This is a genomic window from Bacillus cereus group sp. RP32, assembly GCF_040459735.1.
GTDB classification, from domain to species: Bacteria; Bacillota; Bacilli; order Bacillales; family Bacillaceae_G; genus Bacillus_A; species Bacillus_A wiedmannii.
In genome coordinates this window covers 4,479,306-4,502,744 of the sequence record NZ_JARVHO010000001.1, presented here as the reverse complement: position 1 = coordinate 4,502,744, position 23,439 = coordinate 4,479,306, and the positions used below count along the sequence as shown (strand labels likewise).

The window sequence follows — 23,439 nt, the reverse complement described above, 5'->3', positions numbered from 1 at the left end:
CTTGTGTGAAAAATAAATAAATAAATAAATAAATAAAACGGGAGGAAGTAACATGCCTAAATCAAATTTAGAAATTATTCGAAGCACGTATGAAGGATCAGCTTCTTCAAATGCAAAACATTTAGTAGAAGCCCTCTCTGAAAAAGTAGAATGGACAGAGGCAGAAGGGTTCCCGTACGGGGGAACTTATATCGGTGTAGAAGCAATAATGGAAAATGTATTTAGCCGATTAGGATCAGAATGGGATGATTATAAAGCAAGTGTAAATACATATCATGAAGTAAGCGGAAAAAATGTAATTATTGCTGAAGGTATGTATTCAGGAGTTTATAAAGACACGGGAAAATCATTTGAAGCAGAATTTGTTCATGTATGGCAACTTGAGAACGGAAAAATTGTGAAGTTTAAGCAGTATGTAGATAGTCATCTTGTTAGAGAAGCGATGAAGAGATAATGCTTTTTAAATGGATCGTAAGTATATGCATTACAATTATAGTATTTTTCTCGTCTATAGTTGGCGGAAAGAAATTGCTTGCATATGTGGAAAAAGAAAATAAAAATATTCAAACCCAGCAAGCGGCAAACGAAAAAGAGAAAAAAGTTGCAGAAGAATCTCCACAAGTTAGTGAAGGTGAAATTATTTCTACTATGCACAAAATGGTACACCAAAAGGTAAAATCCTCTGAAAAATGGGGATTTGTAGAAATGACGAAAAAGGAAATTTTTAATGTGAAAAGAGATATTGAAAATAGTACAGGTTTTCAATATAAAATGAAGTTATTTTCTATTATAAATAGATGGGAAAAAGGAGATTTTTCTCAAACTGTTGAGGAGCACAACTTTTTATGGAGCCTTCAAGGTGGAGATACTGGCAAGGCGACGGAACGTTTATCACCAGAAGAGGAAAAGCAGTATATAAAAGAAATGAAGAGTAAATAAAAACATCGCCACCCGGATGACGATGTTTTTTTCATTAAGAATGTTTGCGCATTAAAGCTCTAGTTGGCTGAACAGTAACCGTTTTGAAATGAGAAAATAAATAACATCCCGTCACAACGATCATTGTCCCGAAAATTTGTATCCACGTTAGTTCTTCTCCGAGGAAAAGGAATGCTAAAATAGCTGTAAAAATCGGATTGAAGTTTAGAAAAATACCGGATGTAGTCGCTCCTAATTTTTGCACGCCAATATTCCAAAACACCATACAAAGAACTGTGGAAATAAGCCCAGTATATAAAAGTGATGTTAGGAAAGAAGTATTTATGTTTGTAACAGTGAAGCTCCCCATGTTAAATGGCAGTAATAGAATAACGCCGAAAATACCAGAGTATAATGTTGCCATGAGCGGTGTAGTTTTTTTTGTTGCCCATTTACTACAAACAGAATAGATTCCCCAAATACAAACAGCCGCAATCATCCATAAATCGCCGCTATTAAAATGTAGTGAAAATAAAAGTGCAAAGTTACCTTTTAATAGGACAAGAATAACTCCAAAGAATGAAAGAATCATGGATAGAATTTGAAGTGTATTTACTTTTTCTTTTAGAAATAATACTGAAAATAGTGCAATTGAAATCGCATTTAATGTAGAAATAAGCCCTACATTCGTTGCGGATGTTTTTTCTAGTGCTAGAAATTGAAAGATGTTAAAAAGAGCGACCCCTGAGATTCCCATTAGTATTAACGGAAGTATTGCGGCACGAGGTGGAATGATTTTCTTTTCTTTAAACCATACGATCGGTAATAAACAAACGATCGCAATCATCCATCTTAAACTTGTTAGTGTCATCGGTGATGCATGATCAACGAGCGATTTTCCAACGACGAAATTTCCTCCCCATAATAAGCTCGTTAGTAATAGTAAAAAGACATAAAAATAAGGCATATTAAAATCCCCTTTGTTATAATCAATGTGAATTGTAAATAATTTTAGCATTTTTCTTCGTTGTGTAATATATTCTTTTGTATAATGGTTAAAAGTCGATAAAATATTTTGTTGTAAATAGTGTTTGTGGAATGATATTCAGTTTTATATAAGTTGTAAGGTGTTTTTTCGAATAATCATCGGTAAGAAAAAGGGGGAATTGTAATGGAGTCGTCTGTTATTAAAGTGTTAGATGATTTGGACGTACAAATTTTAGATATATTGCAGAAGGAATCACAAGTAAGTAATGCAGAGCTTGCGCGACGTGTTAATTTATCACCAGCTGCGATGCATGCGAGAATAAAAAGATTAGATGGCGAAGGTTTCATTGATAAGCAAGTAGCTATTTTAAATCAAGAAAAGCTTGGTTTTGATTTGTTATGCTTCATTTTTATGAGTACAAATATTCATCAATCGGATAAACTTGACGTGTTGGAGAAAGAATTAGAGTCGATGCCAGAAGTGTTAGAATGTCACTGTTTAACAGGAGAGTATGATTATTTATTAAAGGTTGCAAATCGTGATCGTAAAGAGCTGGAGCAGTTTATTAGAAAGCTGAATAAACTTGGTATTACAAGGATACAGACGAGTTTAGCACTTCGTGAAATTAAATATTCGACGGTATTGCCGATACGAAATGAGGAACCGAACATCGACTAGATTGCTTGGTTTTTTGTTTGTATAAAGTGATTGACGAGGAGAAAGGAGAGATGTATTATTATATAAAATTATGTATTAAAATTCATTTAGGTTTATAAATATTAGTATCGGGGCAAGGGGATAGAATATGAAAATCTTTAATGCAGTTACGAGTGATGTGAAAGAAATTTATAGTCTCATTGAAGCTTATGCAAAAGAGGGAGTGGTTTTACCGCGTTCTCTTTTATCTCTCTATCAATATTTACAATGTTTATATGTTGTGAAAGAAAGCGATGAGATTGTTGGGGTTGCTGGTTTACATGTGTTAGGGGAGGACCTTGCAGAAGTCCGGTCGTTAGTCGTCTCGCATACATATGCAGGGAAAGGAATCGGGCGTATGTTAGTGAACCATGTAATAAATGAGGCAGCGAAAATAAAAGTGAATAGAGTCATTTCTTTAACATATGAAACGGAATTTTTTCAAAAGTGCGGGTTTGATTTTGTGAATAGAGATGCGTTACCAGAGAAAGTATGGATCGATTGTAGACATTGTCCAAAGGTGGATTATTGTGATGAGGTGGCGATGATTCGATATGTTGGATGAAATTTTCAGAGAAAAAAGGCCCACTATTATTTACGTAATAGTGGGCATCTATATTTTAGGGGAATTTAAGAACTTGAATTCGTTTTTCTTACCGCAAAATTAAAAATGGGATTTTTAAGCTCATAGTTATAAGTAGAACCATCGACAAGCCCTACAACTTTATCGCTTTCGTAAAGATCAAGCATAAATTGTGCCATTTGTTTTGCGGTGTGGAATTTCGGTACAACATTATCGTATTGGAATTCATCAATATCAAATGAACGTTTTGCAAACTCTGTTTCAGTTGCACCAGGTGCTAAAACCTTTGCTTGCAGTTTTGCACCTTGTTGTTTCAATTCGTGAGATAAACCTTCTGTAAATGCACTTACATAGAATTTCGTAGCGCAATACGTAACAGCATCAGCAACGATTGTGTATCCACCGCCTGATGAAACGTTAATAAGTTGTGTGCCATCAACCATTGAATAATCTCGAACGAAAAGAGAGGAGAGTATTGTTAGTGCTTCTATATTTACATGTAACATCGTTTCTATTTTATTTAAATTTTGTTCAGCAATGGAGGCGAAATTACCAAAACCGGCGTTGTTAATCCACGTTTCAATTTGAAAGGCTTGTAGGCTTTCATACAGCTTATAAACATTTTCCGTGATAGATAAATCCGTTCTTCGAATAACAACATCCAATTCTGGATTCATTTCGTTAATTTTTAATTTTAATTCGTCTAATTCTTCTTGTCTTCGAGCTACAAGTATTAAGTTCTTTCCGCGAGCTGCAAAGGCTAAAGCCGATTCATAGCCAATTCCAGAACTCGCACCAGTAATAACAGTGTATTTCATATAAAATCCCCCTAAGTTCAAATAAATATATTATGGTTAGATTTTATTTGTTAGAGTATACTCTAAGTCAAATGTTTTTTATGAATTTGATAAGGCTATAAAATATATGAGGGTAAGCACGTGGAGGGAGTTAGAGTATGTACACAATTAGCGAGGTGGCTAAATTAATAGGAGTGAGTACACATACACTACGTTATTATGAAAAGGAAAATATATTAATGGCAAATCGCGATACAAATGGGAATCGAATGTATGAAGAGTCACATATAAAGTGGTTGCATTTTGTCATGAAATTAAAACAAACGCAAATGCCAATAGCGAAAATAAGAGAATATGCTAGGTTATATTTAGAAGGGGAGCATACAACCGAAGCTCGTTTACAGCTCCTAGAAGATCATAGGAAATCTATTCAGATTCAAAGAGAAAACTTAGTAATTACAGAAAAGATGCTGGAGAATAAAATTATTGCATATAAGGCCTCTTTGGAAAGTAAATAGAAAACATAATCCGACCCTTAATTATTTATGATAAAAATGGATTTGATCTCATAGTGTGCCGGCAAATAAAAAAGAGCAGCTAGCAAAAGCTAACTGCTCTATTCAAGGGATCTCTCCAAGGGGGAGTGGAGAAAATATTATGTTACTAGCAGTATTGACAGGTTATTAGGAAATATACAAATCGGATGAAAGAAATTTCAAATAATCTTTCGGTATTGACAGTTTTTAAAATATTCATGTACAATACATATGAATGACATTCAGTCATTTTCGTGTGGCAGGATGTAGTTAGCTTGGCAATGGAACAAATATAAATGGTAAATGAGGATGATAGTTGTTTATCCCGCTATTTGCCGGGCAGTAAGACCCCCACCTCAAAATTCAGCGGAAGCAAAGAAGTTAGGTGGAGGATCAACTGCCCGTAAAAGCCCGATTGATTCAACTAATAATCAGTGGGGATGAACAAAACCCCCACTGATTAAAGTTTCACTTTATATAGTAGTGATGAAGGAGTATATTTTTTTAAAAACAAAAATGACTGATAGTCAGTCATAAGAGGTGAGAGGTATGAAAAATAGAGCTTGGTTATATGTCATATTAACATGTATCTTTGAAATTTTTTGGGTGTTTGGTTTTAATACCGCGGATACTTGGTGGCATTGGATTATTATTTTAGGAGTTATCGCTGTTGATTTTCACTTCCTTTCTAAAGCGTGTGAACATCTTGCGACAGGGACTGTATATGCCATTTTTGCCGGAGCTGGTACGGTAGGTACTTTCTTAATGGATGTATTCCTTTTCGGTGGAAGTTTCAGTGTAGGGAAATTATTCTTTATCGTGATGGTTGTAGCCGGTGTTATCGGTTTAAAGCTGGCTGATAATAAAGAAGAAACTGTGGAAGGAGCTGCTTAAAGATGGGTTGGTTTTTCGTATTTTGTGCTGCAATTAGTGAAATAGTCGGTGTGATTGGTCTTAAAATGTATAGTAAAGATAAAACGTTAGCAAATGGTGCAATTTATATAGGTGGATTTGCTACATCCTTCGCATTCTTGTATACATCTTTCTTATTTTTACAAGTAAGTGTCGCTTATGCGGTTTGGATTGGTATTGGAACAGCAGGTGCCGTTTTATTAAACATGTTCCTGTTTGGTGAGTCGAAAAGTAAAGCACGTATCATTAGTGTGGCTCTTATTGTATGCGGAGTGACAGGATTAAAGGCTCTTTCTTAAAGATATATTGTATTTTATCTCCTAATGGTTTATTAGGAGATTTTTACTATTTAAAAATGATTTCCTCTTAGAGTTCACTATCATTGACAGTACAATCGATTATCTTATAAAATGAGTGACAGTCATTCAATATGTGTGTGAAAGGGTTTAGATGATGAATAAAAAAGAAAAAATTGTCTATGCAGCTATTGAAGTGTTTCAGGAAAAGGGCGTTGAAAAAACGAAGATTTCTGATATCGTGAAATTGGCTGGCATTGCACAAGGAACTTTCTATTTATATTTTCCTTCTAAGTTATCGGTTATGCCTGCAATAGCAGAAGTGATGGTTGAAAAGATGATACTTGCAGTGAAAGAAAAAGTGCAAAATGATGCGCCTTTCTCAAGTAAAGTGACGCAAGTAATAGATGCGGTGTTTCACTTTATAGCGGAATATCGTGAAATACAAGCTTTAATGTATGCGGGTCTTGCATCTACAGAACATATAAAAGAATGGGAAGCTGTGTATGAGCCTCTTTATATGTGGCTAAGCGAGTTTTTAAGTGCGGCGAAAGAAGCTGGTGAAATTCGTGATTCGGTTCACGCGGAAAGAACGGCTAAGTTATTTATCGCTCTTGTTGAATCTGCAGCGGAACAAGTTTATTTATATGACCATAAAGATGATGAGCAAGTCGAGCTACAAAAGGCAGAAGTACTAGATTTTTTAACACATGCACTACATATAAAGAAGTAGTAAGATGAACCTGTCTGAAAAGGTAGGTTCATTTTTGAGGAAAACTGAATGATAGTCATTCACCTAATGCGTATGTATGTGTGGAAGGATAGAGTGAAATTCTAATGAGTGGGGGCATCTCTACTCATGACTAGCCCACAAATAGCAGGATAAAGAAAAAGCTTCTTGGGCATTATTTTTTTGAGGAACTTACGGGAAGAGGTGTTAAAAAGTGAAGAAACCGATAAAAGAACAAAAGATGGTATTGATCATTCTTTTGAGTAATATATTTATCGCTTTTTTAGGGATTGGATTAATCATTCCGGTTATGCCGTCCTTTATGAATGACATGAGTTTAACAGGGAAGACGATGGGATATCTTGTTGCAGTATTCGCAATGGCTCAGCTCATTACGTCACCTATTACAGGCCGGTGGGTCGATCTTTACGGTAGGAAGAAAATGATCATCATTGGATTATTTATTTTTGGTGTTTCAGAACTTCTTTTTGGATTAGGAAAAGATGTGTGGATGCTTTATGCAGCAAGGGTGCTAGGCGGAATTAGTGCGGCGTTTATTATGCCTGGTGTTACGGCATATGTTGCGGATATTACATCTATGCAGGAACGTCCAAAGGCGATGGGGTATTTATCAGCAGCGATTAGTACTGGTTTTATTATAGGACCTGGAATTGGCGGATTTATTGCAGAGTATGGTATACGTGTGCCGTTTTTCGTTGCAGCAGCAATTGCTTTTATAGCATGTGTAATTTCGATCTTTATTTTAAAAGAACCGTTAACGAAAGAAGAACTTGCAGAGATTTCTGCTAACACGAAAGAATCAAGCTTTATTGGTGATTTAAAGAAATCATTACATCCAATGTATGCAATTGCATTTATTATCGTATTTGTACTCGCTTTCGGTTTATCGGCGTATGAAACTGTGTTTAGTCTGTTTTCTGATCATAAGTTTGGTTTTACACCGAAAGATATTGCAGCAATTATTACGATTAGCTCCATCTTTGGGGTAGTTGTGCAAGTATTTATGTTTGGTAAATTGGTTGATATGTTCGGTGAAAAAGTGTTAATTCAAATATGTTTAATTGTAGGTGCAGTATTAGCTTTCGTTTCAACTGTAGTCTTTAATTATTGGATTGTGCTTCTCGTTACTTGTTTTATTTTCCTAGCATTCGATTTACTTCGTCCAGCTTTAACGACGTTTTTATCAAAAGCAGCTGGAAAAGAGCAAGGATTCGTTGCTGGTATGAACTCGACTTATACGAGTTTAGGAAATATTGCAGGGCCAGCGATGGGCGGAATATTATTTGATATGAATATTCATTATCCATATGCATTTTCAGGAGTTGTTTTAATAGTTGGTCTCGGCATTACATTTATGTGGAGAGAGAAACAGCTAGCTGAAAGTTTTGCGAAGTAATGAGAATAAAGAATGATTGGAAAGCCCCTTTTTGTAAGGGGCTTTTTTGCATGTTAATACATGGATGGCTGTATCCATAACTTCGCAAAATTTGCCCAGCCGAATGAATCAATTGTTACGTTCTTTAAAGAAGAAGGATATGTTTTTCTTTTTAAAACGTGATAGTTAAATAAAATGATGTGCTCTGCTTGTAAAAATTCTTCGATCTCATACATGAGCTCATAGCGTTTTTCTTTATTTTCTTCTAATAAAAATGTATCAAGTAAACAGTTAATTTGGTTTTCATAGTGCGGGTCCATGAACCTATTTACGAAGCAACTTTTATTTTTAAATACATTTAAGAATGCAAGTTCATGATCGGCAGCAAACACTTCTCCCATGAAAATAATATCGGCGTGTTTATCAATAGAATGATCCATATAATCTGAAACGAGAAATGGGTGAAGCTCTACGTGTATTCCTAATTGTTCGCAACGTTCCTTTAGGAAATGTGCGTCATTTGCACTATCTTTAAATGCAAAGAAATAAATATGTATCGTTTCTCCGTTATAGGTGCTCTTTTTTAAATACTCTTTCGCTTTTTCTAAAGAGTAGGACCTTTTAGTAGCTTTGCGGCTTCTTTCAGGGAAAAAGCTTGATGCAGCAATTGTCCGTCTACCCTCTATGCTACAAAGTATCGTTTCAACGTCATATAGTTCTCTCCAAGCTTTTCGAAAGTACATGTCGTGATGAGGACCAGGTTTTGTAAAGTTGAAGCTAGCATAAATACAACCTATTTCTTCTATTTGTATATCATGTCTTTCATTTTCTTCTTCATTTGGTAGTTCATAATCAGCATCTATTTGCACATGATCAGGAATACCCCAAAATTCAATACGGTCTAGTAACGCGCGCTCTTTAAAATAATGGGTGAACGCTTCGAGTACGATATTGTCTTCAGAGTAATGAGCAAGTTTGAAAGATCCAGTACCTATATAATGATGATTTTGAATACTAGCATCACGCGGCAAAATAGCTAGTTGCATGGAACTTACATAGTGTAAGAAAAAAAAGTTGGGTTTTGCTAAATGGAATCGAATTTGCAGTGGTGATGGTGTTTCAATTTGAACAATTTCTTCTGTTAACCATTCGAAAGGAGAGTGAACTTGCTTTAATCGTTCAAATGAAAATTGTACATCTTTAGAAGTTAAAATTGTTTCGTTATGAAAATATATATCCTTTCGTAAATAGAAGGTCCACGTAAGCCCGTCCTCACTTAATTCCCACGTATGCGCAATGTGTGGCTCCATTTCTTCAGTAACATCGTTATAAACGACTAACGTGTCAAAAATTTGACTCGTAAGATGGCTCTCTGTAGTTACAGCCACAAAAGCCGGATCTAATGGGAATATCTTTCTTGATATAGGAATCTTTAATATGTCATACATATCATTTGAAGGTTCGTATCCAAAATGATGATGTAGTTTATTTTCTATCTTTTTTTGAATTGCAAGAGGCAGGGGTTCTTTTAAAAGAAGAAAGATATCCTTTAATTTTTCTTGCGTTAACAGTTCATCTGTGTAGGATTCAATCGCTTCTACGAGACTATGTATAAATAGAATTTCCGTTTTATTCCCGCGGCCACGCCCTGGAGTCCAGTGAATTAATTGCTCCTCGCTCATTTTCTTTAATAAAATTTTTACGTTTTTCGTACTGCAATATAACATATTCGCTAATTCTTGTAAGCTATTTCGGATATGTTGTTGATCTTGTGCGTGTAGTCTTAGTCTAATGTAATAGTCCATAATTTTCATATATACACTTCCTTCTATCATAAAAGGGGAAACTCTTTAGAATATTCTAACCTTTTTCTTCCTTTTTTTCAAAGTAAAATAAGTAAGCATAAGGAGGGGGAAACAATGGGGTTTTGGAGTATGCATCGAAATATAAAGATTAGAATTATAACTTCGTTTTTAACACGTACTGTGTCCACGATGATTTTTCCATTTATGGCGATTTATTTTTCACTAAAATTAGGTAGTGCAATTGCTGGTGCGTTACTACTCATTAATGTCATAGCTTCATTAGTAATTGGTTTATACGGTGGATATGTTGGGGATCGACTTGGTCGTAAAAAGGTGATGATTATCGGTCAAAGTATACAAGTCATTTCCATTGCTTGTATGGGGATTGCCAATTCAGATTATATAGATTCACCGTGGCTAACATTTATATTTATGTTAGTGAATAGTTTAGGATCTGGACTTATGAACCCTGCAACAGAAGCGATGTTAATTGATGTGAGTACACCGGAAAATCGAAAAGTGATGTACAGCATTAACTACTGGGCAATTAATTTATCCATTGCGATTGGAGCGATATTTGGAGGATTACTATTTGAGAACTATAGATTGCAATTGTTTATCGGATTAACAGTGATTGCAGTTATTACTTTATATGTGATGGCTGTATATATGGAAGAAGTGTATGTAGCACGGAAAACGGTGGAGAAGAAAAATGTATTAAAAGATATGGCGGATAGTTATAAAGTCGTAATGAAAGATAGAGCATTTTTAATTTTTTGTGCAGCAAGTATATGTACATTATCTTTAGAGTTTCAAGTTAATAATTATTTAGGGGTACGTTTGCAGCAGGAATTTGAAACGGTGCACTTTTTCTTTGGGAATGGTGTTACGTTTGATTTAACAGGTATTCGAATGATGAGCTGGATTTCAGCAGAGAATACAATTTTAGTTGTTTTATGTTCGGCGCTTCTTATTAAAATGCTGAAAAGCTTTAACGATTTGAAAATTTTATATGTAGGCTTATTCATTTACACGATTGGCTTTACAATACTTGGCACGAGCAATAGCTTATGGATTTTATTCATTGCAGGGCTTTTCCAAACGGTAGGTGAGATGATGTATGTGCCAGTGCGTCAATCTATTATGGCAGATATGGTGCCAAATGAGGCAAGAGGTTCATACATGGCGATTAACGGAATGGTCTTTCAAGTGGCAAAAATGAACGGGGCATTAGGTGTTATGCTAGGGTCATTTCTTGCATCTTGGGGCATGAGTGTTCTGTACTTTATCGTTGGTATGAGCAGTATTTTATTATTTATGAAGGCGATTGGGAGAGAGAAGTATGAGGGGGAGGTTTCTCAGATTGTATAAAACGATATGAAAAGCGATGCTAGAAATCGCTTTTCATATGGCTTTTAAAACGGATCAACTTCAGCTAAATCAGGATTGCTATTTGAGTTCGTTAATAAGACTTTCAGCTCACCTACTTCAGAGAGCGCAACGAGGATATAACCACTAATAAGGACGACGAGTCCGATGACCCTTAATGTTTGCAGTGTAATGTCACGGCTATTGTTTTCGGAGTTGTCTTGGGGGCGTTGAAGGTGGATTGTTATTCATGATTAAGGCTCCCATCTTTTTTTATTTATATATGTGTAAAATCATTATTTAACTTATGGATAGGAATCGTATAGTCATTTTCACTATATGAGAAATGCCTATGAAAAGTGATTAGAAATTTGGGGACGAAGAAGGGATGGAATCCACAGGTCATTAAAAATGACATTCCTTTTTATGTTTCATACAAATAAAAAGGTTAACCAAAGTAGCTAAACAGCTATTTTGGTTAACCTATAATAACTATCCTAATATACGCAATGATTCTTCAATAAACGCTGGGAGATCTTCAGGTTGTCTACTTGTTACTAGCTGATTTTGGCATACGACAACCTCTTTGTCATGAAAATGTCCACCAGCATTTTTTAAGTCGACCTCAATAGATTTATATCCAGTTACATCGCGTCCTTCAAGTGTTTGTGCAGTGATGAGTAATTGGGGGCCGTGACAAATAGCAAAAACAGGTTTTTTCGCATCCATAAATGCTTTGCTAAAGCGAACGAAACGTTCATCTGCACGAAGTATATCTGGGGAAAATCCGCCTGGTATGAAGAGGGCATCAAAGTTATCTGGAGAAACATCATCAATACTTTTATCAATTACGACTTCACTTTTTCCTTGTTTACCGTGTACCGTTTTACCTTTTTCTGCTTCAATAGTTGTTAATTCATATCCCTTTTGTTTAAAAGCTTCTGCTGGCTCTGTGTATTCTGTGTCCTCGAAATAATCTGTTATTAAAGTAGCAATTTTTTTACTCATTCTAATCCGCTCCTTACATTATATTATCGGTTCCAGAATCGTCCTTGGGCAATGCCTTCTATAAATGATTCAATTGAAGTGTCTGTTAAGTTGTAAACTCCTGCTTCATCCAGTTTAACCTTACTATGGTCTAAAGCATGAGGGTCGCTAAGGACATAGGCTATCGGTTTAAAGTGTTTAAAAGTAGTTTCTGCAAATTCTAAAACAGGGGGTTGAATAACAGATTCACTACTAAACACTAATACTGCATCAAAAAGTGAGGAGTCTGCTGTTGTATAAGTATCCGTTACTTTAATGGAATCATTGAAATGATGAATTTTATTATCTATGATGCCATAGTTAATTCGGTGCTGTGCAAAAGCTTGAATCCATTCGGACAGAAGGGAGACGCTTGGGTCACCATTCAATAGAATTGCCACATTTTTGGAATCAGCTTTAAAAATAGTATTGGACATGCTGAGTGCAGGTGATTTTGCATCCGAATTTATTTCGTGATTTTCTTTAGGCAAAGGGGCTCCAATCATGTTAGCGACTTCCTTTGCTAATTGACGATCGACGTGGTTTAAAAGAGCAATTACATTTGCTTTCACCATGTCTGATTTGCACTTCCCAACTTCAAAGCAAAATGCGTCTTTTATGTGCTGCTTTTCAATAGGATTCATACTATTGTAGAAAAGTTTAGCTTGAGAATAAAAGTTAAGGAAGCTTTTACTGCGACCTCTAATTTTATGTCCATCAATCTTTTCTTGATAATGCTCATATCCACCCTGTTCGGCTTGGACGGTTGCTGGTTGATTATTATTTAAGCCATTAGGATGATAGCTTGTTTGACCGCGATGAATCTGCATTTGATGCATGCCATCACGTTGATTATTATGAAAAGGACATACAGGCTGATTAATAGGAATCTGGTGGAAATTAGGGCCTCCTAAACGAGATAATTGTGTATCTGTATAGGAGAACAATCTTCCTTGCAGAAGAGGATCATTTGAAAAATCAATACCTGGTACGACATGGCCAGGGTGAAAAGCTACCTGTTCCGTTTCGGCAAAGAAGTTATCAACATTTTTGTTGAGTGTCATTTTACCAACTAGTTTTACAGGAACTTCTTCTTCTGGCCATAATTTCGTTGGATCTAAAATATCAAAATCAAATGCATGCTCATCTTCTTCCGGAATTAACTGTAATCCAAGCTCCCATTCCGGATAATCGCCTTTTTCAATTGCTTCGTATAAATCTTGACGATGGAAATCAGGATTTTTTCCAGCAATCCTTTGGGCTTCATCCCATACTAATGAATGAAACCCGAGGGTAGGTTTCCAGTGGAATTTTACGAAGTGGGCTTTTCCTTCTTTATTAATAAGTCGAAATGTATGAACCCCAAAACCTTCCATCATTCGTAAACTACGCGGAATTGCGCGATCACTCATCTGCCACATAACCATATGAGTAGACTCGGGATTATGGGCAACAAAATCCCAAAATGTATCATGAGCGCTAGCTCCCTGAGGAATATCATTATGTGGTTCTGGTTTAACTGCATGGACAAAATCAGGGAATTTAATAGCATCTTGGATAAAGAATACTGGCATATTATTACCTACTAAATCATAGTTACCTTCATCTGTATAAAATTTTGTGGCAAATCCGCGCACATCTCTTACTGTGTCATTGGATCCTTTAGAGCCTTGAACGGTCGAGAACCGTACAAATACAGGTGTTTTTTTTGAAGGATTAGTAAGGAAATCTGCTTTTGTATATGCTTCTAAAGATTCATAAAGCTGAAAATGACCATGAGCTCCAACTCCGCGCGCATGAACAATTCTTTCAGGAATTCGTTCATGATCAAAGTGGGTCATTTTCTCGCGAAAGTGGAAATCCTCCATTAAGGTTGGGCCTCTTAAGCCCATCTTTAAAGAAAATTCATCCTCGGCTATTTTTACTCCTTGGTTTGTTGTTAAAGCATGTTTGCATCGATTATCTGTAACGTGATGTTCCAATTGCTCCATTTTCTTATTCACAATATAGGCACCTCCTTTGCCCTGTTAATTTAATACATACCCTTTTTATTAGGACGTAAACATGTATTATCGTTTTTGTATGTAAAATCATAAAATATCGGTTGTGCCAGTGATTCTTATTTAAGGAAGGAAAATAAAAAATCCAAGGAGAGAATTTATTCTCTCCTTGGATTTTAAGATAATTCTTTTCGTTAAAATGAGGAAACGCGTTGCTTCGTTTTTGGTACAATAATAAATTTAATCCAGAGTAACCCGACAATCATAATGATAAGGCTATGTAAAAATTGACTTGTAGCAATGAGTATAACAATTGAAAATACAATGAGTTGAATGCTTAGCAATATAAAGATTAAGTGAAGAAATTGATTCATTCGTTTTTCAGTATCAATTGGATATAATGCTACAATAATATTTCCCGAAAAATATTTCCACAGAGAACGGAGCTGCATAGAAATCATATATAGGACGATATATGCGATAGCGCCTTTTACGTATATGTTTGGTATAAAATATAAGGCGAAGGCACCGATCAACCCTAAGCGAATATATATACCGAAATAATCATTCCCGCGTAAAAAAGCTAGTGTATGTAAATAGAAGAAAGTTGCTCGCTTTTTATGTAATAAAGGTTCAATCCAATTTGTAAGCCATTTTCTTTTATTTACTTGCTTATTTAGTTGTGGAACATCGGTGAAAATGCTAGCGAATTGATAAAAACGGACGTTCATTTTTTCTTCTTGTTCAATTATGTAATCCCACGGTATTCGTTTTGTTGGCTGCTTTCTCGTATATAAAAGCAGGAAAGCAAGTAGTAAGAGCAATCCGCATAATATGAGAACATGTGCCGAGTAAAACAGCATGTAAATGGTTAGGGCGTTACAAGTAATACGAATAATTAACCATATGTTTTTTTCATGACTATCACGCCACATCCAATGTGTATATATATTCCAAGCTTTCGTAATCATTAAAACGATAAAGATTGTACATAAGAAAGGTACAGTTAATTGTAATGATTGCAGTGCAAGTGGAACGAGAATAAGGAACGTAAATAATAATGGGAAAAGCTGAATGATGTAATTATATAGAAGAGATTTTTTAAAATAAGACGTTAGTTTCTCTTCTAATGCAAGCAAATAGACAGCATCAGGTTTTTGAATAAATGTACGGATAGGACATCTCGTTATAATGAATGTAAGTACAATTGTGATAAGTAGTAAAGATATTCCTTTAGAAGGAGATGCTTTTAGAAACTGAGCATAGTAGTATGCGCCAACGCATGAAATAAAGATAAAGCTATATAGTAAACCGTTAATCATACGTGCAAAGTATGTAATGATATTTTGAATATGTTGTTGGAAGCGACTGCTCCATAGTGATTCGATTGACATGTTTTTCACCTCTTTGTTCTATTATATATGTTTTACAAAAGAAAAAACGAGCAAATTGCGTTATGCAACTTGCCCGTTTTTCTTTTCGTTATTTTTTTTCTCATCACGATTCATTAATGGATAGAAAGCAAATCCGATTACGAATAAACCAATTCCGAGAAGGAACGTTTTTATATCAGATGCGCCGGTTTTAATAACCCATAGTGCGTAGCAAAGTGCGATCACTGCGACTATACCATCTGTAATTCTTGCCCGCATTTCATTTTTATATGTTTCACCAGTAGCGACTAGTTTTAACTGGAAGATTGGTGAAACGAGATATGGAATGAGGTAGGCCAGTGTTGATACGGTTATAACGAATGTATAAGCTTCCGCAATGGTTCCGGATAGTGTTGAGAATAAGAACACTTGGGACATAATGTTTGTTAATCGTAATGAGTAAATTGGACTTCCTTTTTTATTTGTTTTCGTGAAGAAGGAAGGGAAGAAACCTTCTTTTGCAGCTTGATATGGTACTTCTGAGCTTAATAAAATCCAGCCCAAGATAGAACCGAATAGAGAAGTAAGAGCAAGTAATGCCATCAGTTTCCCGCCGCCATGCCCCATTGCAGCGTTTAATGCGTCTGCTAATGGACGTTCAGAAGCTTGTAATTTATCAACGTGAAGGACACCCATTGTTAAAATTGTAATTCCTAAGTAAATCGCAACTGTAATAAGTAATCCCGCAACTGTTGCGCGTTTTACTGTTTTAGGAGAGGTAGCACGGTTTGATAAAAGTACTGCTGATTCAATTCCGATAAATGCCCAAAGCGTTGTAAGAGCGGCTAAATTTACTTGTGAAAGAAGGCCGTGTGATACACCTGATTTATCGATCATCGGTGTGTACCATTGTCCAAACTTAGAAGCCTCGAATGCAAATAACGTAACGACGATGAATAAAAGGAATCCTGTTACTTTCGTTGTTGTTGCTAAGAAGTTTAGCTTTCCAGCTCCGCTTACACCGTTTGTTAATATAATATGAGTTCCCCAAAGTAAGATGGAACAAATAGTAAATGTAATAAGTTTTCCGACTTCTATGTTAAAAGAACCGATTGAAAATAGTAGTCGTGTATCTTTCATAATTGGGAAGAAGAGTGATAAATATCCCGCGAAAGATGTAATGATGGCAACGTTACTTGCCCAGTTTGCTACCCAATATCCCCATACCATACTGAAACCAGCCATTTTTTTCTTTTTTGGTGTTGAGAATAAAGCATATGCATGACTTTGTGGTCCTGTCGTTAAATCAGGACGACGAATTGCTAAATTACCGAAAACAAGAGCTAGCATTAAAACACCAAACCCTGTTGTTAACCAAGCTAAAGTGACACCGAGAGGGCTTGCTGTTTGTGCTAACGTACTTGGCACCATGAAAATACCAGCGCCAACCATGTTACCGACAACGAAAGCTGTTAGTACCCAAAAGCCCCATTTTTTTTGTTGCATAGAAAATACCTCCAAAGTTAGTATAACCAAGTCAAGCGAGGAGATATGTATGTCTTCTTAGTAGAGAAGAGAAGTCCCAAACAAAACAAAAAAAGCACGTAATTTGCCGCTACATGCTTTCTATCTTATAAGAAACCCACGACATACCTCTCGATAGCTCTCCACAAACGAAATGTTTCGTTTGTGACAGTTCTGCACTTATTAAATGCAGACCCAGCAAGTGTGCATGGTGGACACGACTTACTTCGGCAATCATTCCTTTCTCATTCCTTCATCAATGCCACTACATCTCCTGAAACGATACTCTTAATGATTGCAACCTCTACCTCACCGAGATACGAATGAGGATTTAAATATTAAATTAACGTAGTTAAGAGTAACAAATGTATTTTTATACGTCAATGGATATAGTAATAATCAGATTATAGAGAAGAGTTTGTGATTAAGGATGAATAATTATTTAATATAAAAAGAAGCTGATCCAAAATTAGATCAGCTTCTACATATAAGATTAAACTAAGTTTAATACTGTTACTTTTTCACGTGTCATAGACTCAAGGCTCTTACGAATACCTTGTGCGCCCATACCTGAACCTTTTACACCGATGAATGGGAAGTGGTCAGGGCCGCGCTCTGTGCGTCCGTTAATTTGAACAGAACCAGTTTCGATTTTGTTAGCAATTGCAAATGCTTTGTTAATGTCTTTTGTGAAGACACTTGCTTGTAAGCCGAACTCTGATTTGTTAGCAATTTCAATTGCTTGCTCATCTGAAGAAACACGGATGATTGGAAGGATTGGACCGAATGGCTCTTCCCAAGCAACTTTCATTTCTTCTGTTACGTGGTCGATTAATGTTGGGTAAATTAAGTTACGCTCACGTTTGTTACCGATAACAATTGTTGCACCTTTTTCTACAGCGTCGTCAACTAAACCTTGAACGAAGTCAGCAGACTTGTCGTCGATTAATGGAACGATTGTGCTATCTTGTTCTGGAGATCCAACTGATAGTTCAGCTACTTGCGCTTTTAATAAGCTAACAAGCTCATCTGCTACGTTTTCGTGTACAAGTACACGTTTAATAGCTGTACAACGTTGACCAGAGTAAGAGAATGCACCGCTTACGATATGGTTTGCAGCATCTTGTAAGTCAGCATCTTCACGAACGATACCAGGGTCTTTACCACCAAGTTCTAATACAAGTGGAATCATTGCAGCTTTTTTCGCTAAATGTTTACCTGTGTTTGTACCACCTGTGAACGATACCATATTGATACCTTCGTGTTCTACTAAATAGTCACCAATGACAGAACCGCGTCCTGTAGCTACGTTTACAAGACCTTTTGGAAGGCCAGCTTTATGAAGTGCTTCAACCATTTTAATACCACTAATTGCACCTTGAGTTGCTGGTTTGAAAATAACAGCGTTACCCATAATTAATGCTGGTGCAAGTTTTGCAGCAGATAAGTTTACTGGGTAGTTAAATGGTGCGATTGCTAATACAACACCAAGTGGTGCGCGTTGGATGATCGCAAGTTTAGATTTCGTTCCGCCAGGGAAGCTATCGCCCATCATGCTTTCTCCGTGCATATGAAGAGCTTCTTCGATTGTGTAACGAATGAAATCAGCTGTACGAACAACTTCTTTCTTCGCATCTTTATAACCTTTACCGACTTCTTTCATAATGATATCGGCAATTTCATCTTGCATATTTACGAGCTCATCAGCCCATTTATATAAATATTTTGCGCGATCTTGTAGAGAAGCTTCCGCCCATGATTTTTGAGCTTCTTTTGCAGATGTAATTGCTTCATCTACTTCTCCGCGAGTAATTGCTTGTACTTGTCCAATTACTTCGTGTAAGTATGGAGATGGAATTTCGATTGTTTCTCCTGAAGAGCTTTCTCTCCATTCTCCGTCTAAATAAAATTTGTACGTATTGCTAGTTGTCATGATTAGTCCTCCTAAAATAGCAACTTGTAAGAGTGAGTATAAGGTGATTGTAGGGTGTTTGATAACATTTTTCAAATGAAATGTTTGTGAAAACGATTTCTTATTCTTTTTTTATTTTGTATGCCCTTTCTTACAGAAGATTCCCTTATTTCAAAATGATGTAGCGTATATTTTTATTCGGTTTGTAAAAAAACAATTGACAGAATACTCAATAAAGTTGTAAGATTATAAATGGAAAATAAATGAAGGGGGTGTGCGTAATGATTGTAATCGTGATGGGCTTAGCTCTGTTAAATGGCAGAAAACATTCATATCATTACGCAACCCGTGCGGATATATAAGGCATCTTTGTCTTATAAAAAGCGTACGTTGCGTATATCGTAACGTACGCTTTTATGCATTTTTGTGCATATCGTCAAGCGGCGGTATGCTTTTTTTTTGTTTTCCACATTACTATATAAAATTTTTGAAGGTGGAAAAATGTGATGAGATTGTATGGATTACGAAATGTAAATGTGATGGATCTGGATAGTGGGTAAAGAAATGGGAGTGAAACGAGAACGAGAAGGGAGAGGTTACATTGTTATCAGTATTACTAAAGTTAAAATGGTTTTTTAAAGAGCATTGGAAGAGATATAGTATCGCCATTGGAGCTCTTTTAATTGTAAATATAGTTGAAGTCATTCCCCCGAAAGTGTTAGGGGTTACGATTGATAATATAAAAACAGGAACGTTAACGAATGCTGCAATTATGCAATTTATTCTTATTTTAATAGGGGTTACGGTAATTGGATATGGTCTTACTTTCGTTTGGCAACATCAATTGTTTGGGGGAGCATTCGTACTGGAGAAGACGATGCGCTCTAAATTTATGGGGCATTTACTTAAGATGACACCGACGTTTTATCATAAAAATCGTACTGGTGATTTAATGGCGAGAGCGACAAATGATTTAAAAGCAATTGCTATGACAGCTGGTTTCGGTATATTAACGCTCGTGGATTCGAGTTTATATATGCTTACGATTGTCTTTATGATGGGATTTACAATTAGTTGGGAGCTTACATTTGCGGCACTTATACCGCTTCCGATTATGGCGTATGCGATGAACATATATGGAAAGAAATTGCATGAGAGATTTACAGTTGCGCAAGATGCGTTCGGAGATATGAATGATAAAGTACTTGAATCGATCGCTGGTGTGCGCGTTATTCGTGCATACGTACAAGAGAACGCGGATCAGGAAAGATTTCATCATTTAGGAGATGACGTATACGAAAAAAATATGAAAGTAGCTAGAATCGATGCATTATTCCAGCCAACTGTGAAAATGCTTGTTGGTCTTAGTTATTTAATTGGTTTAGTGTATGGCGCGTATCTTGTATTTCAATCAAAGGTAACACTTGGTGAACTTGTTTCATTTAACGTGTATTTAGGAATGATGATTTGGCCGATGTTTGCAATTGGCGAATTAATTAATGTTATGCAAAGAGGAAATGCTTCATTAGACCGTGTGAATGAAACGTTAGCGTATGAACCGGATGTCAAGGATCCGAAAAATCCAAAGCTTGTACAAGAGCCGGATTATATTCAGTTCGATGACGTTACCTTTTCATATCCTTCATCAACTGAAACAAATTTAAAAAAGGTTTCATTTACATTAAAACAAGGGGAAACGCTTGGGGTTGTTGGAAAAACAGGAAGCGGAAAAACGACGCTCGTACGCCAGCTTCTTCGTCAATACCCACTTGGAGATGGGGATATTGCAGTCTCTGATGTGACGTTAGATAACATAACGAATGAAAATGTACTCGGATGGATTGGGTATGTACCTCAGGAACATATTTTGTTCTCAAAAACAGCGAGGGAAAATATTTTATTCGGAAACCGAGAAGCGACGGAAGAAGAACTCGAGAAAGCGATTGAAATTGCGGCGTTTACAAAGGATTTAGAGTTTTTACCAGAAGGGTTAGAAACGCTCGTTGGAGAGAAGGGTGTTTCTTTATCAGGAGGGCAAAAACAAAGGATTTCAATTGCGCGAGCTGTCATTCAAAATCCAGAAATTTTAATTTTGGACGATTCTTTATCAGCTGTTGATGCTCGTACGGAAGCAGCGATCATTGAAAATATAAGAACAGAAAGAAGCGGAAAAACGACGATTATTACGACGCACCGTTTATCTGCCGTACAACATGCGGATTGGATTCTCGTTATGGATGAAGGAGAAGTAATGGAAGAGGGTACGCATGAACAGCTTATTCAAAGCGGAGGCTGGTATGCTGAGCAGTTTGAAAGACAACAAGGGGAAAATGAAATTGCGGATAGTGGGGTGAAAATATGAGCGTTTCAAAACGATTGTTTCAATATGCGATGAAAGTAAAAGGGACAATTTTTGCAGCAATGCTAATGTTATTTGTTTTCGTTATCGCAGAGCTTGCTGGTCCTTTCGTCGCGAAAACGATGATTGACGATCATATCGTCGGGATAGAGAAACCTTGGTATGAAACAGAAAAGAGTGAAGAGGCTGTTTCGTATAATGGCGCCTTTTATAAGCGAAGTGATCGCTTCCAGGAAGGTGAGAAAAAAGGAAAAGAAGTACGCGTGATGCAAGTCGGTTTTCAATATTACTTTGTACCGAATAAAGTGAATGCTGAAGGGTCACGTACTGTAAAAGATGATATGATTACCGTCCAAAATGGTAAGGCAGTGCAAGTGTATAAAGCGAAAGCATTAACGAAAGAAGAAGTGTTTGCGTTTTATAAACCAGAAATAAACCCCCTATTATTACTTGGTGGTGGTTATTTCGCTTTATTAGTAGTTGTCTCATTATTTGCATACGGAAAGCAATTTTTCCTACAGAAGGCAGCGAACAAAATTATTCAAATTATGAGGGAAGATGTTTTCTCTCATATTCAAACGTTGCCAATTCGATACTTTGATCATTTGCCGGCGGGGAAAATTGTTTCGCGTGTTACGAATGATACGGAAGCAATTCGTGATTTATATGTAACGGTGTTGGCAACATTCGTTTCTAGTATCATCTATATTATTGGGATATTCGCTGCGCTATTTTTACTAGATGTGAAACTTGCGTCATTATGTTTATTAATTATCCCAATTTTAATTGTTTGGGCAATTCTTTATAGAAAATATGCGTCTGTATACAATCATAAAATGCGCTCTCGTTTATCTGATATTAATGGAACAGTGAATGAATCGATCCAAGGGATGCCGATTATTCAAGCGTTTCGTCAAGAGCGTGAAATGAAAAAAGAGTTTGAAGAATTAAATGGCGATTATTTTAAGTATCAAAATAAAATTTTAAATTTAAATGCAGCAACTTCTCATAATTTAGTGTCTGTATTAAGAAATATCGCTTTCACAGGTGTGATTTGGTATTTCGGTGGTGCTTCATTAAGTGCTTCAGGCGTCATTTCTCTAGGGATACTGTATGCGTTCGTTGATTATTTAACACGATTGTTCTCGCCAATTACAAATATGGTAAATCAGCTTGCTAACTTAGAACAATCGCGTGTTGCATCAGAACGTGTTTTTGAATTGTTAGAGGAAAAAGGGGAAGCAGTAGAAGAGGAACGTATGCCTCGCTTACAAGGAAATGTAAAGTTTGATAATGTGTCGTTTTCTTATAATGGAAAAGATGAAGTGCTAAAAAATATTTCTTTTGAAGCGAAACAAGGAGAGACAGTGGCACTTGTCGGTCATACTGGATCAGGAAAAAGTTCCATTATGAATGTACTCTTCCAGTTTTACGAGTTTGAAAAAGGGAAGCTTACGATTGATGGTCACGATGTAAAAGAGATGCCGAAACAAGCAACGCGTGAACATATGGGAATCGTACTGCAAGATCCGTTTTTATTTAGCGGGACGGTCGCTTCTAATGTAAGCTTAGAGAATGAAAAAATTTCAGAAGATCGCATCGTAAAAGCATTGCGTGATGTTGGCGCTGAACGGTTTGCGAACAATATAGATGAAGAAATTACGGAGAAAGGAAGCACACTTTCAACCGGAGAACGTCAGCTTATTTCGTTTGCTAGAGCACTCGCTTTTGATCCAGCCATTTTAATTTTAGATGAAGCAACGTCTAGTATTGATACAGAAACAGAGGCGATGATCCAACAAGCGTTAGAAGTTGTGAAAAAAGGAAGAACGACATTTATTATCGCTCACCGTCTTTCAACAATTAAAAGCGCAGATCAAATTATTGTGCTTGATAGAGGAACGATTTTAGAAAAAGGCTCTCATGATGAACTAATGAAAAAGCGCGGGCGTTATTACGATATGTACAAAACGCAAATGGAAGGAAACCAGAGCGCTTAATATGTATGGAGGAGAACTTGTGATTTTCACAAGTTCTTTTTTAGTGAATCAGGGCAGTTAAATAAGAAGTATTGTTTTACCTTTTTCTTTATAAATGCTATATTAAAAAATGTTACTTATTTTTTGTATGTAGCGTTATTTTCCCCTTTTGTTTGATTATGAAGAAAAAGGATAAACTAAATAAGAACATTTTCATTGAAAAATTGTTCAAGATTGCATA

General features: G+C 36.2%; 20 protein-coding genes, 1 pseudogene and 1 riboswitch. Of the genes and pseudogenes, 12 read left to right on the top strand and 9 right to left on the bottom strand.

Annotated features, from left to right (window positions below):
- Nucleotides 1–52: 52 nt before the first annotated feature.
- Together QCI46_RS23190 and QCI46_RS23185 are read left to right on the top strand one after the other, a co-directional pair.
- A complete protein-coding gene (locus QCI46_RS23190) occupies nucleotides 53–454 on the top strand; it encodes a nuclear transport factor 2 family protein (protein WP_353841529.1) in 402 nt (133 codons plus the stop codon).
- A complete protein-coding gene (locus QCI46_RS23185; protein ID WP_353841528.1) occupies nucleotides 454–939 on the top strand; it encodes a PRK06770 family protein in 486 nt (161 codons plus the stop codon). Before QCI46_RS23190 ends, QCI46_RS23185 begins: the two co-directional genes overlap by 1 nt.
- 34 nt (nucleotides 940–973) lie before the next feature.
- Here QCI46_RS23185 and QCI46_RS23180 read toward each other — a convergent pair whose 3' ends face one another.
- Complete coding sequence (locus QCI46_RS23180) at nucleotides 974–1,885, bottom strand: DMT family transporter (RefSeq protein WP_353841527.1); 912 nt, start codon at nucleotides 1,883–1,885, stop codon at nucleotides 974–976.
- Between the two features lie 204 nt (nucleotides 1,886–2,089).
- On the opposite strand from QCI46_RS23180, the gene QCI46_RS23175 reads away from it, so the two are divergent.
- Both QCI46_RS23175 and QCI46_RS23170 read left to right on the top strand, forming a co-directional pair.
- Nucleotides 2,090–2,584, top strand: a complete 495-nt coding sequence (locus tag QCI46_RS23175; RefSeq protein WP_353841526.1) for an Lrp/AsnC family transcriptional regulator — start codon at nucleotides 2,090–2,092, stop codon at nucleotides 2,582–2,584.
- 127 nt (nucleotides 2,585–2,711) lie between these two features.
- Nucleotides 2,712–3,167 carry an N-acetyltransferase gene (locus tag QCI46_RS23170; RefSeq protein WP_048545675.1) on the top strand — a complete coding sequence of 152 codons (456 nt, stop codon included), beginning with the start codon at nucleotides 2,712–2,714 and terminating at the stop codon, nucleotides 3,165–3,167.
- A 65-nt stretch (nucleotides 3,168–3,232) separates the two neighbouring features.
- Here the strand turns inward: QCI46_RS23170 and QCI46_RS23165 are convergent, their stop codons facing one another.
- On the bottom strand, nucleotides 3,233–4,003 hold the full coding sequence (locus tag QCI46_RS23165; protein ID WP_353841525.1) for an SDR family NAD(P)-dependent oxidoreductase: 771 nt from the start codon (nucleotides 4,001–4,003) through the stop codon (nucleotides 3,233–3,235).
- A 137-nt stretch (nucleotides 4,004–4,140) separates the two neighbouring features.
- Between QCI46_RS23165 and QCI46_RS23160 the strand changes: the two genes are divergently transcribed.
- The 5 genes from QCI46_RS23160 (at nucleotide 4,141) to QCI46_RS23140 (ending at nucleotide 7,873) form a co-directional block, all read left to right on the top strand.
- On the top strand, nucleotides 4,141–4,500 hold the full coding sequence (locus QCI46_RS23160; protein WP_353841524.1) for a MerR family transcriptional regulator: 360 nt from the start codon (nucleotides 4,141–4,143) through the stop codon (nucleotides 4,498–4,500).
- 567 nt (nucleotides 4,501–5,067) lie between these two features.
- Complete coding sequence (locus QCI46_RS23155; RefSeq protein ID WP_000796014.1) at nucleotides 5,068–5,412, top strand: DMT family transporter; 345 nt, start codon at nucleotides 5,068–5,070, stop codon at nucleotides 5,410–5,412.
- A gap of 2 nt (nucleotides 5,413–5,414) precedes the next feature.
- Nucleotides 5,415–5,729 carry a DMT family transporter gene (locus QCI46_RS23150; RefSeq protein WP_000539670.1) on the top strand — a complete coding sequence of 105 codons (315 nt, stop codon included), beginning with the start codon at nucleotides 5,415–5,417 and terminating at the stop codon, nucleotides 5,727–5,729.
- 151 nt (nucleotides 5,730–5,880) lie between these two features.
- Nucleotides 5,881–6,459: a TetR/AcrR family transcriptional regulator gene (locus QCI46_RS23145; protein ID WP_001993037.1), complete on the top strand. Its 579-nt coding sequence runs from the start codon at nucleotides 5,881–5,883 to the stop codon at nucleotides 6,457–6,459.
- A gap of 211 nt (nucleotides 6,460–6,670) precedes the next feature.
- Entirely contained in the window at nucleotides 6,671–7,873 is a 1,203-nt protein-coding gene (locus QCI46_RS23140; protein WP_131934148.1) for an MFS transporter, read from the top strand.
- 53 nt (nucleotides 7,874–7,926) lie between these two features.
- On the opposite strand, the gene QCI46_RS23135 is transcribed toward QCI46_RS23140, so the two are convergent.
- Entirely contained in the window at nucleotides 7,927–9,666 is a 1,740-nt protein-coding gene (locus QCI46_RS23135) for an SgrR family transcriptional regulator (protein ID WP_353841523.1), read from the bottom strand.
- 105 nt (nucleotides 9,667–9,771) lie between these two features.
- On the opposite strand from QCI46_RS23135, the gene QCI46_RS23130 reads away from it, so the two are divergent.
- Nucleotides 9,772–11,028 (top strand): MDR family MFS transporter, encoded by a 1,257-nt coding sequence (locus QCI46_RS23130; protein ID WP_353841522.1) that lies wholly within the window; start codon nucleotides 9,772–9,774, stop codon nucleotides 11,026–11,028.
- Nucleotides 11,029–11,072: 44 nt separating this feature from the next.
- Here QCI46_RS23130 and QCI46_RS23125 read toward each other — a convergent pair.
- The 6 genes and pseudogenes from QCI46_RS23125 to gapN all read right to left on the bottom strand — a co-directional run bounded on the left by QCI46_RS23125 (nucleotide 11,073) and on the right by gapN (nucleotide 18,881).
- A pseudogene (locus QCI46_RS23125) lies at nucleotides 11,073–11,277 on the bottom strand (hypothetical protein).
- A gap of 240 nt (nucleotides 11,278–11,517) precedes the next feature.
- Nucleotides 11,518–12,033 carry a type 1 glutamine amidotransferase domain-containing protein gene (locus QCI46_RS23120; RefSeq protein ID WP_353841521.1) on the bottom strand — a complete coding sequence of 172 codons (516 nt, stop codon included), beginning with the start codon at nucleotides 12,031–12,033 and terminating at the stop codon, nucleotides 11,518–11,520.
- Nucleotides 12,034–12,056: 23 nt separating this feature from the next.
- Nucleotides 12,057–14,054, bottom strand: a complete 1,998-nt coding sequence (locus tag QCI46_RS23115; protein WP_353841520.1) for a catalase — start codon at nucleotides 14,052–14,054, stop codon at nucleotides 12,057–12,059.
- A gap of 191 nt (nucleotides 14,055–14,245) precedes the next feature.
- On the bottom strand, nucleotides 14,246–15,445 hold the full coding sequence (locus QCI46_RS23110; protein ID WP_353841519.1) for an ABC transporter permease: 1,200 nt from the start codon (nucleotides 15,443–15,445) through the stop codon (nucleotides 14,246–14,248).
- Between the two features lie 60 nt (nucleotides 15,446–15,505).
- Nucleotides 15,506–16,930, bottom strand: coding sequence for an amino acid permease (locus QCI46_RS23105; RefSeq protein WP_088062091.1), 1,425 nt, complete (start codon nucleotides 16,928–16,930; stop codon nucleotides 15,506–15,508).
- Nucleotides 16,931–17,076: 146 nt separating this feature from the next.
- Nucleotides 17,077–17,263: riboswitch (Lysine riboswitch) on the bottom strand.
- A gap of 178 nt (nucleotides 17,264–17,441) precedes the next feature.
- Nucleotides 17,442–18,881 carry an NADP-dependent glyceraldehyde-3-phosphate dehydrogenase gene (gene gapN, locus QCI46_RS23100; RefSeq protein ID WP_353841518.1) on the bottom strand — a complete coding sequence of 480 codons (1,440 nt, stop codon included), beginning with the start codon at nucleotides 18,879–18,881 and terminating at the stop codon, nucleotides 17,442–17,444.
- 580 nt (nucleotides 18,882–19,461) lie between these two features.
- Here gapN and QCI46_RS23095 point away from each other — a divergent pair.
- On the top strand, nucleotides 19,462–21,222 hold the full coding sequence (locus QCI46_RS23095) for an ABC transporter ATP-binding protein (RefSeq protein ID WP_327959466.1): 1,761 nt from the start codon (nucleotides 19,462–19,464) through the stop codon (nucleotides 21,220–21,222).
- Nucleotides 21,219–23,219 (top strand): ABC transporter ATP-binding protein, encoded by a 2,001-nt coding sequence (locus QCI46_RS23090; RefSeq protein ID WP_353841517.1) that lies wholly within the window; start codon nucleotides 21,219–21,221, stop codon nucleotides 23,217–23,219. The genes QCI46_RS23095 and QCI46_RS23090 overlap by 4 nt, the downstream gene beginning before the upstream one ends.
- The last annotated feature ends 220 nt before the right edge of the window (nucleotides 23,220–23,439 follow it).